Here is a 23,411-nt window from a genome sequence, read left to right as displayed (position 1 = left end):
GTGCCGCCGTTCGGGATGATGTCGAAGCGCGTGCCGCACGAGGTGTCCACCGCGTGGTTCCGCCCCCTGTGGACGCGCGCCGACATCCGGCGCGACCTGCTGAAGTACATCCGCTCGCCGGAGAGGAGGCACATGGTCGAGTCGACCGAGAAACTGCGCACCTACCAGGGCCCGGCGCTGGTGGTGTGGGCGAGCGAGGACCGGGTCATGCCGCCCGACCACGGCAGGCGCCTGGCAGCGTTGCTGCCCGACGCCCGCCTGGTCGAGATCCCCGACAGCTACACCCTCATCCCCGAGGACCAGCCGGGGCCGCTGTCCGAGGCGATCCGGGAGTTCCTGTCAGCTCACCAGTCGTAGGGCTTCTTCAACATGGACCGGTCGAATCTGTTGTTCTTGAGCCACCTGGCCGGATTGGCGTTCCACTGCCATTCGTAGCGCCGGAGGAAGCGAACCCCGCCGACGGCCTCCCGATAGGCGTCCTTGAACTTGTGCAGCGTCGTATGGCCGCCCTTCTCCAACGAGACCGGGACGGTGATCGCCTCCTTGAAGGCGTCCCTGGACCCCTGGTAGACCCGGCTGCCGAAGCCACCCATGGCTCCCCCAGCACCAGCCAGGAGCACCCCCGACACCGTCATGTCCTCGTCGACCGACGCCTGTGACATGGCGTATCCAGCGATGCCGAGCGCGGCGCCCACAACGATGCCGCAGACGATGGATACTCCGCAGGCGGCTGTGGCGACGATGCCGCCGAGTGCCATGAGCGACTTACCGACGAAGCCCATCGTGCTCTTGCCCCACTTGTCCCACCAGCCCTTCTTCTTGCTCTTCTCCGCCTGGAGCCTCTTCTGCTCCGCCTCCCACCTGGCCTGCTCCTTCAGCTTGGCGTTCTCGGTCTGCAGCTTGGCGATCGCGCTCTGCTGGGCGGCGTACTCCGGATCGCTGTACTCCCTGGCGCAGCTGTAGGTCACGCAGTGCGAGGCGTTGCTGGGAGGGGCCCCTGCGTCGCCCCCGTCGTAGAGCGAGTTGACCTTCAACCCGGACGGGTCCGACCAGGTCACCGGGTTGTTGCTGGCGTACGCGTAGCCGTTGATCTGCTGCGGGTCCGACAGGTCCATGATCGGGTCTGCCGAGATGAACCGCCCGTTGGCCACGTCGTACTCGCGCGCCCCGACGTGCGTCAGCCCGGTCGTGTCGTCGACCGTGCCGCCGACGAACCCCTTCTGCGACGGCCAGGAGGCAGGCTGGGCACCGCGAGCGGTGCCGAACGGGGTGGTGTCCCTGCGCGTGTAGGCCATCGTGTACCCGTTGACCGCCACCTCGCCGGTCCCGTTCCTGTCCGCCAGGACGTAGCTGACCGTGGTGGACCCCGAGGTGCGTACGGCGACGCCGTCCGGCCCCTGGTAGAAGCGGCGCCCGGAGAGCACGCCGCCGGTGTTGGTCAGCTCCTGCGTCCCCAGGTAGAGCGTGGCCGCCTTGGGGTCGCGGCGCATCAGGCGGTTGCCGTCCGCGTCGTAGAGGAACGTGGTGCCCACCCCGCCGACGGAGGACTCGGCCAGCTTGCCCTGGGCGTCCCAGGTGAGCGTCTGGTCGCCCAGCGCCGTCTTCCTGCGCTTGGTGTTGCCGGCCTCGTCGTACTCGAAGCTGTCCGTGCCCGCCGTCCTGACCGTGTGGCCGGTGGCCGCGTAGGTGTAGGCGCGGGTCTGGCCGTCGAGCGTCTCCGAGCGGCGGTTGCCCGCCGCGTCGTAGGTGAAGCTCTGCCGGTAGGGAGCAGGTCCGCCGACGACGGGGGTGGCGGTGCAGTCGGCGCCGGAGGCCCACGCCTCCTTCAGCCGCCTCCGGTGGTCGTAGGTGTAGCACTGGGTGTCGTTGACCGCCTCGTCGTCGCGCAGCGTCCTGACCTGCTTGATGTCACCGGTCCTGGTGTAGTCGTAGGTGACGTTGCCGATGGTCGTCGGCACGCCTTTGCTACGGTCGGTGATGACCTGGTGGACCCTGCGGGTGTCGTTCTCGTAGGTGGTGGTCTGGAAGATCTGCTTGCCCGCCCGGCCGAGGACGGACTGCAGCACCTCGCCGAAGGGCGAGTAGGCGACCGCGCCGACGTAGACGGCCCCGAGCTCGTTGACGGTGGAGACGAGCTGGTCGCGCGCGTCGTAGGTGGCCGTCACCGTCTCGGCGGGCAGCCCGGCCGCCGCCTCGTACACCGTCGTCTGCGGCAGCCCGACGCCGCCGGTGTATCCCTGGCCGACGGTGTAGATGCCCGCGAGCGGGCCCTCCACCGACGGGATGGTGACCTTGGTGCCGGTCGGTTGGCCGGCGGCGGTGTAGCCGGTGGGCTCGCTGACGTAGGCGTTGCCCCTGTCGTAGCGGGTGGAGGAGGCCGGCAGGCCCTTGCCGAGCGGCAGCGTGTCGTACGTCCAGCCGGCGAGCTTGACGCCGTCCTTCTTCACCGCCGTCCTGCGGCCCAGCTCGTCGTAGTCGGTGACGAGCGTGATCCCGCGGGCGTCCTTGGTGCTGACGGCCTGGCCGGCGGCGTCGTAGCCGAAGGTGGCCGCGCCGGTGTCCGGCTCGGTGCTGGCGATCTTGTGGCCGCGCAGGTCGTAGTCGTACGCCCAGACGTTGCCCGCCGCGTCGGCGACCCGCCTGAGCTGGCCTTCGACGTCGTAGGTGTAGGCCGTCGCGTCGTAGGGCCTGCCGGTGAAGGCGGGGTTGCGGTCGGTGTACTGGCGTAGTTGCGTGACGTGCCCCGCTGCGTCGGTGAGCTTCATGCTGGCCGAGTCGCCCTCGGGCGGGATGGTGGCGGTGTAGTTGCCGCCGTAGCGGTTGCTGGTGCGCCGCTGCTCGACGTTGAGCGACAGCGAGATCTGCTCGGTCGTACGGCCGAGCCCGTCGTACTCGTTCACGGTCTGCGCCGGGATCAGCTCGTCGCCCGCGCCGAACAGCTCGGGGGCGACCGGCAGCTCGTTCCAGAAGGGGGCGTTGGTCTTCCACGCCCTTCCGTGCGTGTCGTAGAAGATGTCGTTGATCACCCGCCCCTTGCCGTCCCTTGAGTCCTGCTGCACCTGGCGCTCGCGCAGCAGACCGTCCAGCAGGGTGGTCGTGGTGCGGTAGGAGCCGTTGTCCAGCAGCTGGCGTGAGGTGACCACGACGGGGGTCTCGGCGCTGATCGCGTAGCCGAAGGTGAGGTTCGGGGTCTGCGTCCTGGCCCTTCCCGGCAGCCAGACCTGCGCCAGCCGTCCGAACGCGTCGTACTCGCTGACCGCCGTGCGGCCGTTGGCGTCGGCCGCCGAGGCGACCTGGCCGCGCACCGGTTCGAAGGCGGTGGTGGTGGTGAAGCCCTTCGCGTCGGTGGTGACGGTGCCGGTCGGCAACCCGGTGGCCGGAGTGTAGGCGGTCGTCGTGGTCCTGCCCAGCTCGTCGCCCGCCCGGGTGATCCGGCCGTAGGCGTCGTAGCCCGTGGTCGTGGCCGCGTAGACGGAGTCGTGGTCGAGCGTCTCGGTGCGGGTGGCGAACGCCTCGCCGTAGCGGGGGGCGGCCTTGAAGGCCTGGCCGTCGTAGAGCGTCCGGGTCTCGCCCGTCACCTTCCCCGGCGCGGCGCAGAGCCCTTCCGTGGTCCGGCCGGCCGCTTCGTAGCCGACGAGCCAGTTGTTCAGGTCGCGGTCGGTGTAGGTGGTCGTGGCGCAGGTCTCGTCCCCGGTCACCATGGTGTCGCCCTGGTCGCTGACCGAGACGAGCTGCCCGAGGTCGTCGAAGGCGCGGTCGGCGCGGGTGCGCCGCCAGCCGGTGCCGCCGTCCACGGTGACCAGCGTCCTGGTGCGGGTGACCGCGGTGCCGGTCATTCGCGCGGTCAGCGCGGTGGTTCCCGTCCTGAGGCGGGTCGCGGTTGCCTTGGACAGCCAAGGCTCGGTGACCGTGGCCTCGGCGAGGGAGCCGTTGTCGCCGGAGTAGGTGAGCTTCTCCAGGACCTGGCCGGACAGGGCGGGGTCGTCGGCGAAGGAGTTGCCTTCCGAGTCGGTGACCGTACCGCCCATGCCGCGCAGGTAGACGGTGTCGCTCTGGGTGCGGTTGGTGACGCCGGTCCAGGTTCTGACCTTCTGGAACCCGCGGAAGACGCTGTAGGTGCGATTCTCGTCCTTGGTGAACTCGCTGTCGTCCTTGGCCCAGCCCGGGTTGCCGTACTCGTAGGCCGTGACGATCGACTCCGAGCCGGAACCAGCTACCTTGTCGTCCTCGGTGACCTCCTTGACCACGTACTTGTGGAACCAGTCCTTCAGCGGCTTGACGGCGTCGGCCGGGGTCCAGAAGGCCGGGTAGCAGCGCCTGGTGTTGGCCGCCGGGTCGGGGACGGCCGCGTAGGTGCAGTCCTTGTCGGCGTAGGTGACCAGGGTGTCCGAGCCGGAGTCCGAGCCGATCCTGGTGATGCGGTACTTGTTCAGCGGCGGGCGGCCCTCGTCGGCGTCCACCCGGTTCTCCATCGGCTTGCCGTGGAAGGTGGTCGGCTTCAGTGCCTGGCCGCCCGCCGTGCGGACGATCTGCGACAGCCACAGGCCGCGCGCCGTGCCGTCGCCCGGGTCGGGAAAGTCCTGCGCCAGCGCCCAGGTGTCGACGGGCTTGTCGCCGCGGAAGGTGGCGATCTCGGTCAGCCGCTTGCGCGTCCAGAACGTCGGGCCGGCCTGGGGGCAGGTGGCGACGGCGCAGTTCTGGTCGAAGGGCACATCGGGCCAGTTGCCCGCATGGGCCGCGTCGAAGGTGGCGCAGTCGGTCAGGCAGCGTTCCTCGGTCCTGAACTCCACCTTCGCCAGGGGCGTGGCGTATACGTCGCTGTGCCGCAGGCCGTACTCGATCCGCTTGAGCACCCCCGCGCGGACGTACGCCTTGGTACTGCCGCCGGCCGTGTAGGAGTTGGTCTCCTTGTCGTAGTAGTAGGCCATCGCGTTACCGTGCGGGTCCACCACGTAGTCGAGCTGCCACCGCCAGGGCAGGACGCCCTTGTCCTTGACCGGGACGGTGTAGACGGACTGGGTCTCCAGCCTGCCCGGCGTCCAGCCGGGCAGCCGGTTGGCGCCGAACCAGTACTGCGTGCCGTCCTTCTTGGTGACCACCCAGTGGTCGGCCACCCACTGCACGCGGGAGCCGTCGTCACGCTCCGGCTTCCACACGCCGGTCGCGTCGTCGCGCACCAGCGCGGTGGACGAGTCGCCGAGCGACAGGGTGGCGTTGTCGGACTTCCAGCACAGCTCGCCGCTGTCCTTGCACCCCTCGTAGGCACGCTCGATGAAGCCGGGCTCGTAGTCCCAGCCCTCGCCGATCCAGGACGGCTGGTTGTTGGTGGAGGCGGTGCGGCCGTCCACGCTGGAGGAGTTGTAGCCGAGCGACACGCTGGGCTGCAGCGAGCCCGGCACGTCGGGCAGGTCGATCGGGTACTCGTAGGTGAACCCGCCGGAGCTGCTACCCGCCGTCCACTGGCCGGACGGGCTGAGCGTGGTGGCCTTGTACGTGCCCGCCGCGCCCTTCGGGGCGGCCTGCACGCCGATCACCGTGGCGCCGGACACCTCCGCGTTCAGGGTGCCGCCCTCGCGCGTGGTGGCCAGGGGCGACGCCGTACGGCAGGCAGGTTCGTCGGGCGTCGTCAGCGCGCACGCGGGCAGGCTCACCAGGGTGAGCCGCTGGGCCCAGTCGCCGCCGTAAGCGGCGCCGAAGGCCGACGTGTCCAGCGAGACCGGCACCTTGCCCGCCGACGTCGGCCTGACCGCGAAGACGAGGCCCTTGCCGTACTCGACGGGCGCGGTCGTCCTGAGCGTGGGCCTGTACGTCGCGGGTGCGGCCTTCCATCCCTTGAGGTCGGACTCCGCCGCTGGCGCCGGGCGGTCGGCCGCGACGCGCCCGCCGGGGACGGAGGCGGTCTTCTGGATCGGGCGTGGTTTGAACTTCCTGGCGGTCGCGCTCGCCGGGGCCGGGACCAGAAGTCCCGACACCAGCGAGGCGACCACCACGAGGGTGGTGGTCGTTCGCATCGTTTCCCCTTAGAAGATTCCGGCGATCCAGCCGGTCCAGCCGGAGGACCCGGTGGTCACGGGCGCCTGTCTGCCCGCGTCGGTGGCCGGGTAGAGGTAGAGCCCAGCCGGGTGCTCGGCGGTCCTGGCGGTGACCAGCAGGTCGGCGCCCTCCTTGCCGGGCTGCGGCTGGTAGATCGGGCCGTCTGCGGTGGCGACGACCTTGCCCTGCATGTCTCCCGGCGCGGCCAGCAGCGGGAAGCCTGCGGCCGGCCACGCCTCGCCGCTGTAGGGAGCCGTGGTGTAGCCGCCGACGACGCTGCCGGTGGCGCGCAGCACCGCGCCGGTGTCCCTGTCGCGCAGGAGCAGGTCGCGGGTCCCGCCGGGGACGACCACGTCGACGTTGCCGAGGCCCGACATGAGCTCCTTGGGCGCGGCGAGCTCGCCGTTGGCGCCCAGGGCCAGCGGGCCGGTGGGCGTTCCGGCGAACAGCAGCAGCCTGCCGCCCTCGACGACGAGCAGGTCGGCGTCCAAGTCGCCGTCCAGGTCGCCCGGCGCGACGATCTGGGTGGCCTGGCTCCAGGTGCCGCCACCGGGGTGCTTGAGCGGGACCGCGGCGTAGTCCACGAGGCGGCCGCCGCCCTCGTTCGGGTAGAGCGTCAGCGTGCCGTCGGTGCGCAGGACGAAGACGTCCTCGTAGCCGTCGGCGTTGGTGTTGCCGTTGTATCCGGCGAAGTCGCCCCGGTGGGCGAACCTGGCGCCGAGCAGTCCTGCCAGGTTGGGCTGCGGGTCCAGGTAGTCGAGCTCGTCGAAGGGGCGCTCGTTCTGCCTGCCACGGTAGATGCGGTAGACGCCGCTGTTGTTGGCGGTCACCAGGTCGGGCACGCCGTCGCCGGTCAGGTCTCCGTACCGGTCACCGTACGACGTCCTGACCAGGGGGCCGCCGGTCTCGGGGTCGCCGACGAAGGTCGGCGGGCGGGCCGCGACGAGCGTCTGCGAGGAGCCGTCGTACGGCGAGACGTTGCCTGACGCGTCGAGCGCCGCCACGTCCAGCCGGGTGCGCGGGCTGCCCCACAGCATGACGTCGACCTCGGCCGCGCCGTTGCTCGCCGGAACCCAGGTGCCGGTGGCGCCGCAGCCGCCGCCGGTCAGCGAGAGGCTGCCGTTGAGCGCGTAGCAGAAGCCGGTGAGGTTCGTGTCGGTGGAGGTGAACCGCAGCCGCCTGGTCTGGCGCGCCTCGGTGGTGGCCTTGGTGAGAGCCACACCGTCCGTGGACGTGATGACCGGCTTGGTGGGCGCGGTCTTGTCGATCATGACGGGGCAGGAGTTCGTCGAGGTGTCCTCGGCGACCTGGTCGGAGACCTTGGCCCACCACCAGTAGCCGACGCCGTCGGTGAGCTTCCAGGCCGGCACGGTGATGCTGGCGGTGCCCCCGTTGGCGATCCACCTGCTCTCCACGTGGATGGGGGTGCTGTCGTGGCCGCTCTCCCAGATCGCGAAGGTGGCGAGGAGGTTGTCGCCGTCCGGGTCGGTGCCGGTGGCGGTCAGGGTGAGGTCGGTGTTGGGGACGTACTGCCAGGTGACGTTGTTCGGGTCGCATGCGAGCGGCCTGTCACTGGCGTTGTTGTTCCACGGGCCCTTGTAGCCGGTCTTGGCGGCCAGCTTGGGCGGCCGGTTGTAGTTGATGATCAGCGCGGGGATGAGGTCCTGCCACTGCGGGTGGCCCCACATCTCGGCGCCGAACTTCTTCCATCCGTACGCGTCGTTCTCGTTCTGGGCCTTGAGTCCCAGCGTCAGGATGGGGGCGTTGGCACCGGCCGTCGTCTGGGCTGGGCCGGTGACGTCGAACTCCACGTTCTGGCCGGGGGTGGTGTACCCGTAGGCGAACGACTTGGTCGCGATGACCTGCTGCGACCACGGCTGGTTGTTCCAGGTGGTGTTCGCGTCGATGCCCGAGGTCCAGAGCAGGTCGACGTTCCTCGGGGAGTTGCTCCACGAGTACTGGTTGTAGACGCGGAACCTGGCGCTCAGGATCTGCGCGCCCTGCAGGCCGTCCATGTTCATCGCGAAGAAGCTGCGCGCGGTCACTCCGGTGTCCGACTCGTAGCCGACGGAGGCGACCGGCGGCCAGTCGCTGGACAGCCGCCTGTTGCTGTCGTAGAAGGCGGTGCCTGCGACGCTGGAGTAGCCGGCGCGCTTGGCGGCGATCGCCCAGTGACTCTTCCAGCCGGTGTGCCACGACGGGTCGATCGTCACCGGGTAGACGGTGGCCGGGTCGTCGAGCAGGGCTCGGTCGGGCACGATCTCCAGGGTGTTCTTCGCGACCTTGGCGGCCATGGTCGCGTCGCGCACCTTGCGCGCGGTCGCGTCCCACATGACCGGGACGGGTGCGGCGAAGACCTCCTCGCCCTCCGGCGCGGTCGCGCTCAGCCCGCCGTCCGCCGCTCTGGCGACCTTGAGCCCGCCGCCGCGCAACCCGAACTTCAGCGTACGCAGCAGCGGGTTGGCCGCCGCCTCGCGCGACTTGACCACGAGGTGGTGCACGAAGCCGTCGGGAGCGGCGACGATCTTCAGGTCCACGCCCGGCAGCACCTCGGTGTAGGTGGCCGTGTTGGCTTCGAGAGCGGGTTTGGGCAGCACTCCTGGAAAGGTCATCGACAGGCTCCTGCCGCCCTTGACCATGGTGGCCATCGGGCCCGCGCCGCCGCCGGAGAAAGTCATCGGAAAGGTGGACACCGCCGGCGAGATCGTGCCGTCGGCGTTGGCCTTCAAGGTGGGGTCGACCGGTACCCAGGCGCCGTCCCGCTTGGCGCGGACCGGGCGCATGTACTCCTGGACGGTGACGCTGCCGCCGGGCTCGGCGAAGACCTGGGTGGTCTCGGTGGCCCGGCCGGTCAGCTCCACAGGTGTCCCGGTACGGCGGGCCGTGTCGAAGGCCTGGGTCTCCGGGTCGGCATAGGCGGGGGCGGCCGCCTGGCCGACGGTGACAAGGGCGCCGGCCAGCAGGCTCAGCGCGGCAAGTGAGGATTTCAGGGGGAACGCCATTTCAGACTCCTGTTCTGAACTGTGCGGGAGTCAAGGTAGGTATGGCTGTCCTCGATTCGTCCTCGCCCCGGCCTCTGTTGGAGAGTTAAGCTATCCACGCTTGGCGACGATCATCGAGGTGGCGGGTGGACAAGGCGTGGTTCGGGCTGCTCGGGCCGCTTGAAGTGCGTATCGGCGACCGTCCCGTCCGGCTCAGCGGCTCCCGCCAGGAGCGCGTGCTGGCCGCCCTGCTGCTCGACGCGCGCCGGGTGGTCACCGTGGACCGGCTGGTGGACGTGGTCTGGGAGGAGCCGCCCGCCACCGCGCGGCGGCAGGTGCAGGATCTGGTGACCCGGTTGCGCAGGACGCTCCAGGCAGAGGGCGCGTCGCCGGAGCTGATCACCACGCGCCGCGCGGGCTACGTGCTGACGCCGGAACCCGGCGGGCTGGACAGCGAGCAGTTCGACGCGCTCGTCGCCGAGGGCAGGCTCACCTCAGCCGCGCCGCTCCTTCGCGGGGCGCTGGCGTTGTGGCGCGGCGAACCCCTGGCGGGTCTGCGGGGTCAGGCGTTCGAGAGCGCGGCGGCGACCTTGCAGGAGCGACGGCTCGCCGTACTCGAGGACTGCCTGGCGCTGGACCTGGAGCAGGGCAGGCACCGCGAGGTGATCGACGAGGCGACGGCGCTGCTGGAGCGGCATCCGCTGCGCGAGACGCTGGCGGGCGTGCTCATGCGGGCGCTGGCCGGGGTGGGCAGGCTCAGCGCGGCGCTGGAGGCCTACCGGGCGGTGGAGCGGCGGCTGGCCGACGAGCTCGGCGCCAGTCCTGGGGCGGGGCTGCGGGCCGTACACGACACGCTGCGCCGCCACGATCCCCGGCCGCCCGCACTGCTGCCTGCCGACCCGCGCGGGTTCGCCGGGCGGGAGAAAGAACTGGCCCGGCTGGACGAACTCGGACCCATCGTGGTGATCTCCGGCACCGCCGGGGTGGGCAAGAGCGCGCTGGCCGTCCACTGGGGGCACCGCGCTCGCTCCCGGTTCCCCGACGGGCAGCTCCACGTCAACCTGCGGGGCTTCGAACCCAGCGGGCCGGCGGCCGTCCACCCCTACGAGGCGCTGCGCCGTTTCCTGTCCGCGCTCGGGCAGATCCCGCCGGCCAGCATGGAGGAGCAGCTCAGCCTCTACCGGGCGGTGCTCGCCGAGCGGAGGGTCCTCGTCGTCCTCGACAACGCGCGCGACGCCGACCAGGTCAGGCCGCTGCTTCCCGGCACGCCCGGGTGCATCGTGGTGGTGACCAGCCGCGACCGGCTGTCCGGGCTGGTCGCGGTGGAGGGCGCCGACCCGCTCCCCCTCGACCTGCTCCCCCACGACCAGGCGCGCTCCCTGCTGGAGCGGCGGGTGGGGCCCGGCAGGATGAACGCGGAACCCGCGGCCGTCGCCGAGATCATCGACGGGTGTGCGCGGCTGCCGCTGGCGCTGGCCATCGTGGCCGCCCGTGCCGCGGCGCACCCGAGCTTCCCGCTGTCCGCGCTGGCCGCCGAGCTGCGGACGGGTCACCGGCTCGACGTCCTGGACGGTGGCGAGGTGGCGCTGCAGCTCCGCGCGGTCTTCGCGTGCTCCTACCGGCTGCTCAGCGCTCCTGCCGCGTCGCTGTTCCGGCTGATGAGCCTGCACCCGGGGACCGACCTGGCCGCCCCGGCCGCCGCGAGCCTGCTGGGCGTGCCCCTGGGCAGGGCGCGTGCGCTGCTGGCCGAGCTGACCAGGGCGCACCTCGTCAGCGAGGCCGCTCCAGGCCGTTACGGGTATCACGACCTGCTCAGGGCTTATGCCGGCGAGCTGACCGAGCCGCAGGAGGCCGAGGTCGCCGCGCGGCGGCTACTCGACCACTACGTGCACACGGCGCAGGCCGCTGCCGCCGTGCTCAGCCCGCACCGGGACCCTGTGGTCAGTGCGCCGCCGACGCCAGGGACCGCACTGGTCACCTTCGGGGGGCCGGAGGAGGCGCTGGCGTGGTTCGCTTCCGAACATCTGGCGGGGTTCGACTCGTGGGAGCTGGCGTGGGCGCAGTTCGACTACCTGGACCGGCAGGGGCGGTGGCAGGAGCTGCTGCAGGCGCAGGAGCGAGCGCTGGTCACCGCGGAAGGATCGTCGTCCGGCACCGCCCACACCCATCGCAACCTCGGGTGGGTGCTGACCAGGCTGGGCCGTACCGAGGACGCCCACCTGCACCTCAAGCGGGCGTTGGAGCTGTTCGAGCACCTTGCCGACGTCACCAACCGCGCGCACACCCACGGAACCCTGTGCGGCCTGCTCGAACGGCAGGGCAGGTACGGCGAAGCCGCCGGCCACGCACGACGCGCCCTGCGTTTGTACGGCACGGCCGGGCACTCGACCGGGCAGGCGAGGGCGGCGAACGCGGTGGGATGGCTGAACGCACTGATGGGGAACCAGGGGGTGGCGCTGGCCTACTGCACCCTGGCCCTCTCCCTCCACGACCACACGGGCGACCGGCACGGCCTGGCCATCACCTGGGACAGCCTCGGCTACGCGTACCGGCGCCTCGACGACTTTCCGCAGGCGATCGCGTGTTTCGTGGCGGCGCTCGACTTGTTCCGCTCGGTGGGCGACCGCCGCAACGAGGCGGACACGCTGGTGCGACTCGGCGACGCGGAGCTGGCCGCAGGGGACGCCGAGGCGGCTCGGCGCAGCCGGGAGGCGGCCGAGCAGCTCTTCACCGCCCTGGCCCGCGACAACCCCGCCCGCGCCCCCGCGTAACCAGGTCGAGCAGGCGTCTGGCGGTGCCGGGCTCGTGCAGGTTCAGCCAGACGCCATCCGTGCCCACAGCCCCGGAGTGCAGGAACCCGTCGGGCACCAGGCGTCCCGGGCCGCCGAGCCTTCTTCGCGCTTCGGGCCACGCGCCGGTGCTACCTGGCTGAGTTCAGGCTCGGCCTGGTGCCGGTGGCTCGGCCTCGGATGAAGATCAGCAGGATGAGAGCGGTCGCGATGACCGCCAGGTTGAACGGCTCCGCCGCCGTGAGGAGGGCGTTGCGCGTCGCGCCGTCGGTCACCTCGTCCACGCCGCCCGTGGCTAGGATCAGCGTCGGGTCGGTCAGCCCGTGCAGCACGACCGCCAGCCACAGCGACCCGCTCGCCCGCATCGTCAGGTACATGCAGATGCCGAAGCCGAAGGTGTACAGCACCGTGAGCGCGACCGTCATCGGCTTCATGCCGCTCAGCAGGTTGGAGCCGTGCAGCAACGCGAAGACCAGCGAGGACAGAACGGCCACGACCCACTCGGAGTGACCCGCGTCGCGCAGCATCTTCACGGCGATGCCCCGGGTGAGCACCTCCTCGACGAAGCCGATGAGCAGCCCGCTCAGGAACATCAGCACCACGACGGACACGCCGTACCTGGCGTAGTCGATGCCGAACAGCCGGAGCACGACGGGGACGGCCACGACCAGCGGCGCCAGCCACATCCACCACGAACCGCCAACGGGTTGACGACCGAAGAGGGCGGGGAACCAGCCCATCAGCCGCAGGAAACCGATCAGCGCCACCGCTCCGGCGATCAGCGCGAGGGTGAAGCCGAAGAACACCCCTCCGGCGCTGTTCAGCAGGCCTGCCTTGATGGAGGAGGCCCCGAGCTGCCCGGAGACCCAGCCTGCGCCGAGGTAGATCGCCATGTAGGCGAGGGCGATCAGGAGCAGCCGCCACAGACCACCACAGGCGAAGAAGCCTCTCAAACCAGCCATCTCAGGCCTGGCGTGCGCTGCGGTCATGCTGTCATCCGTTTCGTCGCAAGGCTGTCTGGGTTACCAGGCCAGATAGCTGAAAACTAAACCTTTCATGCCTGTTTTACACCAAAAGCGAAGATCGGAGGATCTGGGAGGGGATTGGCAGGTCGTTCTCAACAAGGCTGGCCAGCATTGGCGTTCCGCAGCAACCCCAACACCTATGGACGCCACCGACATCTTCGTGGAATACGGGTCGAAGAGGTTCGACGGTACGCGGAGATACGGGATCTCGCCCACGTCGGCGCGCTCGCAGGCCCAATCGCCTCGTTATTCCTTGCGATTGAAGGGCGGAGCCTTGTGGCAACGAGCGGAAACTGCCAGAGGTGGCCAGCCACAGCGGGACCGGGGGCGGGTGGGTTAGGGGAGGGTCTCCACTATGACGAAGGCCAAGGCGCCGCCCACTACGCAGAGGGTGCCCAGCCACGCCAGCACCGCGTCCGCCTGCTCGTTCAAGGGTTCCTCGCCGTGCAACGCGCGCTGGACCCGGCGGAAGCGGCCGCCTGTGCGGACCAACAGGACTCCGCCGCACAACGCGGCCACCGCGAAGGACGCCACGGCCAGCATGGGCAAGCCCGCTCGAACGCTCACCCCCGCCGCACCCAGACCTCCCGTCGACAGTGCCACTGCTGTCCTGACCCACGCCAAACGGGTGCGTTCGCTCTGCAACCCCGGGTCCCAGATCTCCACCGACACCCTCACGCCGCCAAAATGATCAACACGAGCGCCACCACAGCCACCGCCGCCACGCCGTACCCGAAGACCGCCGCCAGCGCCGGCGGCGGCAACGGCGCCTCGTTGCGCAGGGCGCGCTGGATGTTGCGCCACCGCGGATACGCCATGCCCGCCGCCAGCGCGGCGAGGCTGACTAGCATGACGGCCAGGGCCGTACGGACCCATGGGACGAACACGCCCTCGGGGACGGCGGCCATCGCCACCCCGCCCGCGCTCAGCGCGAGGGCGGTGCTCAGCCACGTCAGGAAGGTCCGCTCATTGGCGAGCGTGAACCGGGGGTCGGGTTCCTTGCCGTTCATGACTACGACGCTAATTGGGCACCATTTCCCCTAGAGAAGCCGGGATACGCAGATGATGCACCAGCTCGCCGCCGACTTCCTCGCCGCACTGACCGAGGAGCAGCGGACGCGGGCCGCGCACGAGTTCACCGACCCGCGCCGCCTGCGCTGGACCTACGTGCCCGCGCCGCGTCCCGGCGTGGCCCTGCTGGAGCTGGGCGGGCGGGCGCGCAAGCTGGCGCACCGCCTGCTGGCGACGGCGCTGTCCAGGCACGCCTTCGCCCAGGCGGTGACGATCATGGCGCTGGAGGAGGTGCTCGACCTCGACGAGGGCGGCCACAGGAACCGCCACAGCGACGGCTACCAGCTCGCGGTCTTCGGCGTCCCGGGATCTGAGGCGTGGAGCTGGCGGTTCGAGGGGCATCACCTGTCCGTCACGGCGACGGTCGCGGGCGGGCTGACGAGCGTGGCGCCGCTGTTCCTCGGCGCGCATCCGGCAGCCGTCTCGTACGGCGGAGCCGCCGTGATCAGGCCGCTCCCGCTGGAGGAGGAGCTGGCCCGCACCCTCCTCGGCGAGCTCTCGCGCAAGCAGCTCGACCAGGCCGTCGTGGACCCGGTCGCCCCGCCGGACATCCTCACCGGCACCGCCCCCTACGTCGACAGCGCCATCGACCCGCTCGGCGTGGCGGCCCGCGACCTCGGCCCGGCGGCGCGCGACCTGATGTGCCGCCTGGCCGAGGTGTACGTCGACCGGCTCGCCCCGTCCCTGCGCACCCCGCTCGACCGGTCAGGGCTGTCGTTCGCGTGGGCGGGCTCGACCGTGGTGGGGCAGGGGCACTACTACCGCATCCAGGGCCCGGACCTGATCATCGAGTACGACAACACCCAGGACGCCGCCGACCACGCCCACACCGTGCTGCGCCGTCCCGGGGCCGACTTCGGCGCCGAGCTTCTTCCCGTTCACCTCTCGCCGCGCAAGCCGTAGTCGCATACTGTGACGGTGCGGATCCTCCTGGTTACCCTGCTCGCGTCAAACCTGCTGGCGCCCGCGCAACGGGCGGCGCAGCCGTTCTGCCTGGTGTCCAAGGAGGTCGAACGCACCGTCGAGGTGCCGCCCGCCGTGGCTCGCGAGCTGCTGCGTACGACGAGGTCGTATCGGGGGCGGTGTGCGCTCTACGGTACGGCGAGGCCGCTCGGCGCCGGGTCGATGCGCACCTACGTCCAGGCCGAGCCGATGACCGTCGGGGTCACCTTTCCGGCATCCACCCTGAAGCAGCTGCCGCAGGCGATGAGCGACGGGCGGGTCTGTTTCGACGCGAACGGCGACGGCCGGATCGACCGGGAGTCCGAGTGCGCCGTCGGGCACGCGCGCGAGCTCGACCTGCCGAGGTCGGGCACGCCGTACAAGTGGGTGCTGGCCAACTGGAACCCGATGGGACACCTGCCGGTCGGCGTCTACAACGTGCCGCACTTCGACTTCCACTTCTATCTGGTGCCGCCGATCGAGCGGAACGCGATCAGGCCGGGGCCATGCCCGATCATGACGAACTGCGACGACTACGCGCGGGCCAAGGTGCCCGTTCCGCCGCGATATTCGCATCCCGACTTCGCCGACGTGGACGCGGTGGAGCCGGCCATGGGCAACCACCTGATCGACCTGGCGGCGCCGGAGTTCCACGGGCGGGCGTTCACGCACACGTGGATCTACGGCGCGTACGGCGGGGCGGTCACGTTCCACGAGACGATGATCACCAAGGCGTGGTTCGAGTCGCGCCGGGACACCTGTGCGGCGATCAAGCTGCCGCGGGCCTGGAAGAGCGCGGGGTGGTACCCGACGTCCTACTGCATCGAGTACCGGGACAACAGGGACGACTACACGGTCTCACTGACGGGCTTCGTGCACCGGGACGCGTCCTAGGAGCAGGCCTTGGCGACCTTCTCCAGGTAGGCGGCGGTCTGGGTGCCGACCGTCTGGACGGCGTCGACGGCGTCGTTGACGTCCTTGACGTCGATCTTGCTCAGGGAGGCGGCGAGGTCGTCTGAGGCCTGCTTGAGGGTGGTGTTGGCGGCCTTGTCCGCTACGTCGTTGAGCTTCTTGGCGGAGTCGTCGAGGGCCTTGTCGAGGGCGGCTGGGTCGTTGGCGAGCTGGCTGACCTTGCCGGCGAGTTCGGTGACTATCTTGGGCGCTTCCAGGCAGGCTTGTGCCTTGTCGATGGTTCCGTTGACCTCGGCACACCCGGTGAGGAGGACGGCGGCGGCGAAGACGGCAAGGGGGACGAACCGGCTCTTATGGAGTCGCATACCAGGACCCTACCCAACCACCTGACCTCCGCGAGCGGACACATGACCGTCCGTCGGGCGGCGCACCCCTGAGGGGCGATCCGTCCTTTTTGGAAGGATCACCCCTCAGGGGGTCGAAGGAGGGGTCAGAGTTTGGCGAAGCAGGGGCCGTCCATCGTGTAGGCCGAGGCGGTCGGGCCGACGAAGAAGTCCTTGACGATCGCCACCCCGGTCGGCGCCGTCTCGTCCACCTTGTTGATCAGCGTCTGCCGGAACGTCGCCGTGTTCGGGTCGCCCGAGTAGTTGCCCGCCTCAGGAGGCAACATGCCCTCGTAGTCGACCGTGGACAGCGACTTCACCGCCGCCAGCAACCCCTTACGGCTGACGTCCCCACCGGCGACCATCTTGTCGAGCGCCGCCTTCATGGGATACGACCACGCCCACCCGGACGTGTACCCGTCGTTCGGCGTGACCCCGGGAAGCGCGTCCCGCATCGCCTTGTGCCCAGGTGTGTCCGCCCCCCACGGCTTCCCGGGCGACGACTGCTCGTACAACGCCTTCAACGCGGGCGCCGCGGGTGACTTGAGCAGCGCCGGGTTCCACGTGGGCCCGGTCCCGATGAACCGCCCCTTGAACCCCGCAGCCGCCGACTGCCCGATGATCGTGGCGGCGTCGGCGGGCCCGGTGGTGAGGATCACCAGGTCAGGCTTGGTCTTGGTGATCTCCGTGATCGCCCGCCCCTGCTCGGTCGCCCCGGGCGGCGTCTCGACGTTGACGAACGTCAGCCCGTTCTTCTCCGCCGCGATCTTCGCCCCGGCCGCCGCGTCCGCCCCGTAGTCACCGGCGAGGTGCACCGCCATGACCGTCTTGGGCTTGTAGACCTCCATCGCGTAGTCGACGGAGTTCATCGCCTCCATGCAGTAGTTGGACCCGGTCTCCATGATGACGTCCTCGAACTCCCACGCGGAGGTCCAGGAAGCGGGCGCCGACACGATGCTGTTGGCCTTCAGGTCGTCGAGGATCGCGGCCGTGGTGGGCGAGCCGAGCGTCTGGACGAGCCCGAGCACGTGGTCCTTGATCTCGTTGTAGACCTGCCGGTGCGTCTCGGGGTTGTACTTGTTGTCGCGCACCCACGCCTGCACGTCGACCTCGTACTTGCCGCCGATGCCGCCCGCCTTGTTGACCCGCTCCCAGAACTTCGACTGGGCCTTGGTGATGGGTACGGCCAGCGCGGCGAACGGCCCCGAGGTGAGGTCGGAGATCGTGCCGAGGTAGATGCACCCCTTGTTCTTGTCGATGGCCAGCGGGCACGGCTGGCTGGTCACGCCAGGCGCGATTGCTGCCTTGCTGTCCTTGTCGTCCCCCCGGATGACGCCGCACGCGGACAGAAGGGCCACAAGCGCGACGCCGGTCACCACCTGTCGGCTCTTCACATGAATCTCCCTAGTAAGAGAACGGCCAGCTTTTCCAGTAGTTGCGGACGCGGATCCAGATCCCGAAGAGCCCGCGCGGCTCGAAGATGAGGAACAGGACGATCAGCAGCCCGTAGAGCACGGTCTCGACCTGGAACACGTTCGGCGTCTGGGTGGTGTCGCCGTTGATGAACGGCAACAACGCGGGCAGCGACCTGGTGAGGGGCTGCAGCAGCGAGATGAACAGCGCCCCCGCGATGGCGCCGGAGACGGTGGCGACGCCGCCGATCAGGACCATCGCGATGAACTGCACGGACATGAGCAGGCTGAACGAGCCGGGCTCGACGTATCCGGCGACGCTGTAGAGGAGCGCGCCGGCGCAGCCGGCGTAGAAGGAGGAGATGCCGAACGCCAGCACCTTGTAGCGGGTCAGCCCCACCCCCATGACCTCGGCGGCGATGTCGCGGTCGCGGATCGCCGAGAAGGCCCGGCCCACGCGGGAGCGCGCGAGGTTGCGCGCGGCGAGGGCGAAGACGATGAGCAGCACGAGCATGAGCAGGTAGAGCTGCTGCTCGCGGGTGCCGAGGAGCCCGTCGGCGTCGAGCCGTACGCCGAAGAGCTGCGGGATCGCGGCGGGACGCCCCACCCCTGGCCCGCCGGTCAGCTGGTCCCACTCCTTGAAGATGTGCTCGCCGAGGAAGACCAGCCCGAGCGTGACGACCGCGAGGTAGAGCCCGCGCAGCCGGGTCGCCAGCGGCGCGACCAGCACCCCGAAGAACGCGGCGACCAGCCCGGACACGGGCAGCCAGATCCAGACCTCGGCGATGCCGAACCCCAGCACCTTGCCCCCCGGCGCCCCGGACAGGGCGGCGGCCGTGTAGGCGCCGATGGCCACGAAGAAGGCGTGCCCCAGGGAGACCTGTCCCGCGTAGCCGGTGACGATGTTGAGCCCGATCGCGCCGATGGCGAAGACGTACGCCCCGGCCAGCACCTCCAGCGACCGGTCGACCAGCACCACGGACAGGGCGAAGGCCAGCAGGACGAGCAGGAGCGTCCACACCTTCTTGGCCCTGGTGTCGAGCAGCGCCATGTCCTGGCTGTAGGCGGTGTAGAGCAGCGGACGGCCGCGCGGCCGACGAGACCGTCCGGTCGGTATGTCCAGAGCGGCGCTTATGGGTCGCTCACCGCTCCTCACTCGCTCCGCGGCCAACCTCGTTCCTCGGTCGTCCACTCCGCTCGCTGCGTCGGGTTCACTCCGTGTCATACGCGTTCCACCTCACGAGTGCCGAAGAGCCCGTACGGCCGGACGAGCAGGACCAGCAGCATGACCACGTACGGCGAGACCACGGCGAAGTTCTGGCCCAGCCACGGTGCGTAGTCGCCCTGGTAGCTCTGGAACAGCGACTCCACCACCCCGATCGACAGCCCGCCGATCACCGCGCCGCCCAGCGAATCGAGCCCGCCGACGATGATCGCCGGGAGCGCCTTCAGCGCGACCACCCAGGTGAGCTGCTCGATGCCCTGCCCGGTGCCGACGAACATCCCGGCGATCGCGGCCAGGAACCCGGCCAGCCCCCACGACAGCGCGAACACCGTCCCCACCGAGACGCCCTGGGCGAGCGCCGTCTCCTGGTCGAAGGCGGCCGCGCGCATGGCCAGGCCGTACCTCGTGTAGCGGAAGAACGCGAACAGCAGCCCGACCAGCACCGCGGTGACCAGCAACATGACCAGCCAGCGCTGCTGCACCACGAGCGGCCCGAGCGAGACCTGGGTGAACCCCCACGGATCGCCCATCTGCCGCACGTCCCGGCCGATGAAGCCGTTGACCACCACACGGACGACCACGTCGATCCCGAGCGTGATGATCGCGACCACGAAGACGGGCCGGCCAACCATGGGCCTGATCGCGACCCGCTCGACGGCCAGCGCGACCCCCGCGATGAGCAGCGCGGCCAGCAACACGGCGAGGTAGAAGCCGGTCACCTCGGCCAGGTAGCTCACCGCCACCGCCCCGGCGAGCATGAACGACGGCTGCGCGAAGCTGATCACCCGCGTCGCCTTGTAGATGATCACGAAGCCGAGCGCGAGCAGGGCGTACACGGACCCGTTGCCCAGCCCGCGCACCAGGCTTTCCAGCAGGCTCACCGGCGGTACATCCCTTCGACGAGCTCCTCGAACAGCCGGGCGATGGCGCTGCGCTTGACCTTCTGGGTGGCGGTCAGCTCGCCGTCCTCGTGGTCGAGCTCCTTGGGCAGGAACGCGAAGCGCTTGACCTGCTCGACCGTGGCGAAGCGGGTGTTGACGTCGTTGACGAGCCCCTGTACGAGCTCGCGCACGAGCGGTTTGTCGGACAGGTCGCGGTAGGTGGTGTACGACAGGCCGCGCCTGCGCGCCCACTCCCCCACGGTGTCGAGCTCGATGCCGATGAGCGCGACCAGGTAGGGCCGCCGGTCGCCGACCACGATGGCCTCCTTGATGTACGGCGAGGCCTTCAGCGCGTTCTCGATCTCGCTGGGCGCCACGTTCTTGCCGCCCGCGGTGATGATGATGTCCTTCATGCGGTCGGTGATCCGTACGTGGCTGCCGTCGACCCACTCGCCGACGTCGCCCGTGTGCAGCCAGCCGTCCTCGTCGAGCACGGCGGCCGTGGCCTCGGGATTGCCCCAGTAACCGGCGAACGTACCGGGATGCCGGGTGAGGATCTCACCGGTCATGTCGTCGATCCGCAGCTCGATGCCGGGCTGCGGCTCGCCGACCGTGCCGAGCCGTACCCTTCCGGGACGGTTGGCGGTGGCGACGGCGGTGTTCTCGCTCATGCCGTACACCTCGTGCATGGCCACGCCGATGCCCATGTAGAACTTGAGCACGTCAGGCGCGATCGGGGCTGCTCCTGAGGCGGCGTAGCGCACGCGGCGCATGCCCAGGCGCTCGCGCAGCGCCCGGTAGCAGAACACCCAGCCCACGGCGTACATGACCCTCGTGGACAGCGTGTGCCTGCCCCCCGTACGCACCAGCGTGGAGCCGATGCGGTCGGCGACGCCCAGCCAGAAGCGGGTGGTCAGCCGCTTGAGCGGCGAGGCGGCGTCGAGCTTGATGTTGACCTGCGCCAGGACCTTCTCCCAGATGCGCGGCACGCCGAACAGGATGGTCGGCTGCACCTCGCGCAGGTTGGCCTGCACGGTCTCGATCGACTCGGCGAAGTTCACCTGCACTCCGGCGGCCGAGTTGAACCAGACGGTGAAGGCGCGCTCTGCCACGTGGCACAGCGGCAGGTAGGAGACGATGAGATCGCGCTCCGACGGCGGCGGCGAGGCGAACCCGCCGTCCTCGACCAGCGTCTTCACCGCGAACTCGACGTTGCCGACGGTCAGCATGACGCCCTTGGGCGGGCCCGTGGTGCCCGAGGTGTAGATGAGCGTCATCACGTCCTCGGGCACGGCCTGGGCCATGCGGCGGGCGACCGCGCCCTCGTGCTCGCGGCGGTGCGCAGCGCCGAGGGCGAGCAGGTCCTGCCACGGCATCAGGCGCGGGTCGTCGTAGCGCCCGCGGATGCCGCGCGGTTCGAGGTAGACGATGTGCTCCAGCCCCGGCAGGTCGAGCGCCTTGTCGACCTGCTCCTGGTCCTCGGCGATGAGGATGCGGGCGCCGGAGTCGGCCAGCAGGTAGGCGACCTCGGCCGGCGGGTTGGTCGGGTAGAGGCCGACGGTGATCGCTCTGACCGAGACGACGGCCAGGTCGGCGTAGAGCCATTCCGGCCGGTTCTCCGAGTGCACGGCGACCCGGTCGCCCGGCTCGACACCGAGGGCGAGCAGGGCGTGCGCGACGAGCTCGACCTGGGTCCAGTAACCGGCCCAACTCACCTCGTGCCAGATGCCGAAGTCCTTGTGCCGCAGCGCGACGGAGCTCGCGGCGGCCGGGGTCTCGCTGGCCCTGCGCTTGACCCGCGTGACGATCGTCTCGGTAGCGGTGTGTTCCTTGGTGACCGTCACGAGGTCCCTCCCAAGTACGCCTCGATGACCTTCGGGTCCCGCTGCACCTCGGCCGGGGTGCCCAGAGCGACCTGGCGGCCGAAGTCCAGCACGAGCACCCGGTCGGCCAGGTCCATGACCAGGCCCATGTCGTGGTCGACGAGCACGATCGGGATGCCGAGCTCGTCGCGGATGTCCAGGACGAACCTGGCCATGTCCTCGGTCTCCTCCAGGTTCATCCCGGCCACGGGCTCGTCGAGGAGCAGCAGCTTGGGCTCCATGGCGAGCGCCCTGCCGAGCTCGACGCGCTTCTGGATCCCGTACGGCAGCAGCCGTACCGGATGCCTGCGCCAGGCGGCGAGCTCCAGGAAGTCGATGATGTCCTCGACCCTGGCTCTGGCGGCGAGCTCCTGCCTGCGTGCCCTGCCGTACCAGAGGACGGCGGACAGGGCGCCGTAGGAGAAGTGGTGGTGGCGGCCGAGCATGAGGTTGTCCAGCACGGTCAGGTTGTGGAACAGCTCGACGTTCTGGAACGTCCTGGCCAGGCCCATCGCGGCGATCTCGTGCGGTTTGCTGCGCAGGAGATCGTTGCCCAGGAAGGTGACCGAGCCCTTCTGCGGGCGGTAGACGCCGGACAGGACGTTGAAGATCGAGGTCTTGCCCGCGCCGTTGGGCCCGATGATCGCGAACAGCTCCGCCTCGCCCACGTCGAACGACACCTCGTCGATCGCGCGGACCCCGGCGAAACGCAGCGAGATGTCCTGCATTTCTAGGACAGCCATCGTTTCCTCCGCTTGTAGTGCTTCACCTCGCGGAAGGACTTGGCCGCCCCCTCGGCGCCGAGGCCGAGGTAGAACTCCCTGATGTCCTCGTCCGACAGCAGCTCGGCGGCCGGCTTGTCCATGACGATCTTCCCGGTCTCCATGACGTAGCCGTGTCCGGCGATCGACAGCGCCATGGTGGCGTTCTGCTCGACCAGCAGCACGGTCGTTCCCTGCCGGTTGATCTCGACGATGAGGTCGCGGATCTGCGCGACGAGCGCGGGCGCCAGGCCCAGGCTCGGCTCGTCCATGAGGAGGTATTTCGGCCCTGCCATGAGAGCACGCCCGACGGCGAGCATCTGCTGCTCCCCGCCGGACAGGTATCCGGACACGCTCTTACGCCGGTCGCGAAGGACGGGGAACAGGCCGTAGACGCGGTCGAGGTGGGATACGCTCGCGGTGTGCCCGCCGACCTTGAGGTTCTCCTCGACGGTCAGCTCGGCCAGGATGCGGCGGCCCTCCATCACCTGGGCCAGGCCGCGCCGGACGATCTGGGCCGGTTTGAGATCGTTCAGCGGCTCGCCGTCCAGGGTGACCGTACCCTTGGTGATCTCGCCGTCGTGCACGTCGAGCAGGCCGGACAGCGCGCGCAGGAGGGTGGTCTTGCCCGCGCCGTTGGCGCCGAGGAGCGCGACGATGGAGCCGGGCGGCACGGCGAGGCTCACACCGCGCAGCACGAGCATCACGTCGTCATAGACGACCTCGAGATTTCGGACCTCCAGCAATAGCGCTCCTCGGAGTGTGGTCTGCGTCACATCCCCCGATGACGACAGAGTCCACGCACACAAGCGCCCGATCAATAGGTGCGGCCAAATTGGAATCAGCTTCTAGTTCTAGGATTCCGTTCATGGCAACTTGCGAGCATCTTCTCAAGGCGGGCGACCCTCCCCCGCGTACTCCGGAGGGCTGCGAGGAGTGTCTCGCCGCCGGCGGGCGCTGGGTTCACCTGCGCCGCTGCCTGGAGTGCGGGCACATCGGGTGCTGCGACTCCTCGCCGAGCAAGCACGCGTCCGCACACTTCCGGGAGACCGGACATCCAGTGATGCAGTCCTTCGAACCCGGTGAATCCTGGCGGTGGTGCTTCACCGACAACATCATGGGCTGAAACCGCGT

Annotated in this window: 17 protein-coding genes; 5 read left to right on the top strand and 12 right to left on the bottom strand. The window is 69.9% G+C overall.

Going from position 1 to position 23,411, the window contains the following annotated elements; all coding sequences use genetic code 11:
* Positions 1-357, top strand: a complete 357-nt coding sequence (locus ACIBG8_RS33050) for an alpha/beta fold hydrolase (protein WP_397346975.1) — start codon at positions 1-3, stop codon at positions 355-357.
* Here ACIBG8_RS33050 and ACIBG8_RS33045 read toward each other — a convergent pair.
* A complete protein-coding gene (locus tag ACIBG8_RS33045) occupies positions 345-6,011 on the bottom strand; it encodes an RHS repeat-associated core domain-containing protein (protein ID WP_397346974.1) in 5,667 nt (1,888 codons plus the stop codon). The two genes, ACIBG8_RS33050 and ACIBG8_RS33045, sit on opposite strands and share 13 nt — an antisense overlap.
* Before the next feature lie 9 nt (positions 6,012-6,020).
* Positions 6,021-9,035: a DNRLRE domain-containing protein gene (locus ACIBG8_RS33040; protein WP_397346973.1), complete on the bottom strand. Its 3,015-nt coding sequence runs from the start codon at positions 9,033-9,035 to the stop codon at positions 6,021-6,023.
* 125 nt (positions 9,036-9,160) lie between these two features.
* Between ACIBG8_RS33040 and ACIBG8_RS33035 the strand changes: the two genes are divergently transcribed.
* Positions 9,161-11,785 carry a BTAD domain-containing putative transcriptional regulator gene (locus tag ACIBG8_RS33035; RefSeq protein WP_397346972.1) on the top strand — a complete coding sequence of 875 codons (2,625 nt, stop codon included), beginning with the start codon at positions 9,161-9,163 and terminating at the stop codon, positions 11,783-11,785.
* A 149-nt stretch (positions 11,786-11,934) separates the two neighbouring features.
* Here the strand turns inward: ACIBG8_RS33035 and ACIBG8_RS33030 are convergent, their stop codons facing one another.
* From ACIBG8_RS33030 to ACIBG8_RS33020, 3 genes are all read right to left on the bottom strand, one after another.
* Positions 11,935-12,792 (bottom strand): lysostaphin resistance A-like protein, encoded by an 858-nt coding sequence (locus tag ACIBG8_RS33030; protein WP_397346971.1) that lies wholly within the window; start codon positions 12,790-12,792, stop codon positions 11,935-11,937.
* Positions 12,793-13,164: 372 nt separating this feature from the next.
* Positions 13,165-13,494, bottom strand: coding sequence for a DUF202 domain-containing protein (locus tag ACIBG8_RS33025; protein WP_397347820.1), 330 nt, complete (start codon positions 13,492-13,494; stop codon positions 13,165-13,167).
* Positions 13,495-13,502: 8 nt separating this feature from the next.
* A complete protein-coding gene (locus ACIBG8_RS33020) occupies positions 13,503-13,838 on the bottom strand; it encodes a YidH family protein (RefSeq protein ID WP_397346970.1) in 336 nt (111 codons plus the stop codon).
* A 52-nt stretch (positions 13,839-13,890) separates the two neighbouring features.
* On the opposite strand from ACIBG8_RS33020, the gene ACIBG8_RS33015 reads away from it, so the two are divergent.
* Complete coding sequence (locus ACIBG8_RS33015) at positions 13,891-14,802, top strand: DUF3500 domain-containing protein (RefSeq protein WP_397346969.1); 912 nt, start codon at positions 13,891-13,893, stop codon at positions 14,800-14,802.
* Between the two features lie 15 nt (positions 14,803-14,817).
* On the top strand, positions 14,818-15,735 hold the full coding sequence (locus tag ACIBG8_RS33010) for a hypothetical protein (RefSeq protein ID WP_397346968.1): 918 nt from the start codon (positions 14,818-14,820) through the stop codon (positions 15,733-15,735).
* Here the strand turns inward: ACIBG8_RS33010 and ACIBG8_RS33005 are convergent.
* The 7 genes from ACIBG8_RS33005 to ACIBG8_RS32975 form a co-directional block, all read right to left on the bottom strand.
* A complete protein-coding gene (locus ACIBG8_RS33005; protein WP_397346967.1) occupies positions 15,732-16,118 on the bottom strand; it encodes a hypothetical protein in 387 nt (128 codons plus the stop codon). The two genes, ACIBG8_RS33010 and ACIBG8_RS33005, sit on opposite strands and share 4 nt — an antisense overlap.
* Before the next feature lie 125 nt (positions 16,119-16,243).
* Positions 16,244-17,530, bottom strand: coding sequence for an ABC transporter substrate-binding protein (locus ACIBG8_RS33000; protein ID WP_397346966.1), 1,287 nt, complete (start codon positions 17,528-17,530; stop codon positions 16,244-16,246).
* A gap of 10 nt (positions 17,531-17,540) precedes the next feature.
* Positions 17,541-18,599 carry a branched-chain amino acid ABC transporter permease gene (locus ACIBG8_RS32995; protein ID WP_397346965.1) on the bottom strand — a complete coding sequence of 353 codons (1,059 nt, stop codon included), beginning with the start codon at positions 18,597-18,599 and terminating at the stop codon, positions 17,541-17,543.
* Positions 18,600-18,769: 170 nt separating this feature from the next.
* Entirely contained in the window at positions 18,770-19,654 is an 885-nt protein-coding gene (locus tag ACIBG8_RS32990) for a branched-chain amino acid ABC transporter permease (RefSeq protein ID WP_397346964.1), read from the bottom strand.
* Complete coding sequence (locus ACIBG8_RS32985) at positions 19,651-21,498, bottom strand: AMP-dependent synthetase/ligase (RefSeq protein WP_397346963.1); 1,848 nt, start codon at positions 21,496-21,498, stop codon at positions 19,651-19,653. Before ACIBG8_RS32985 ends, ACIBG8_RS32990 begins: the two co-directional genes overlap by 4 nt.
* The gene (locus ACIBG8_RS32980; RefSeq protein ID WP_397346962.1) at positions 21,495-22,259 is read right to left on the bottom strand and encodes an ABC transporter ATP-binding protein; all 765 of its coding nucleotides are present in this window, start codon (positions 22,257-22,259) and stop codon (positions 21,495-21,497) included. The genes ACIBG8_RS32985 and ACIBG8_RS32980 overlap by 4 nt, the downstream gene beginning before the upstream one ends.
* Complete coding sequence (locus tag ACIBG8_RS32975; RefSeq protein WP_397346961.1) at positions 22,247-23,023, bottom strand: ABC transporter ATP-binding protein; 777 nt, start codon at positions 23,021-23,023, stop codon at positions 22,247-22,249. The genes ACIBG8_RS32980 and ACIBG8_RS32975 overlap by 13 nt, the downstream gene beginning before the upstream one ends.
* 122 nt (positions 23,024-23,145) lie before the next feature.
* On the opposite strand from ACIBG8_RS32975, the gene ACIBG8_RS32970 reads away from it, so the two are divergent.
* Positions 23,146-23,403, top strand: coding sequence for a ubiquitin carboxyl-terminal hydrolase 14 (locus ACIBG8_RS32970; protein ID WP_397346960.1), 258 nt, complete (start codon positions 23,146-23,148; stop codon positions 23,401-23,403).
* Positions 23,404-23,411 lie beyond the last annotated feature (8 nt).

The organism is Nonomuraea sp. NPDC050556, assembly GCF_044457355.1.
GTDB lineage: Bacteria > Actinomycetota > Actinomycetes > Streptosporangiales > Streptosporangiaceae > Nonomuraea.
The sequence above is the reverse complement of the archived record's forward strand: the minus strand, read 5'-3'. Positions and strand labels throughout refer to the sequence as shown.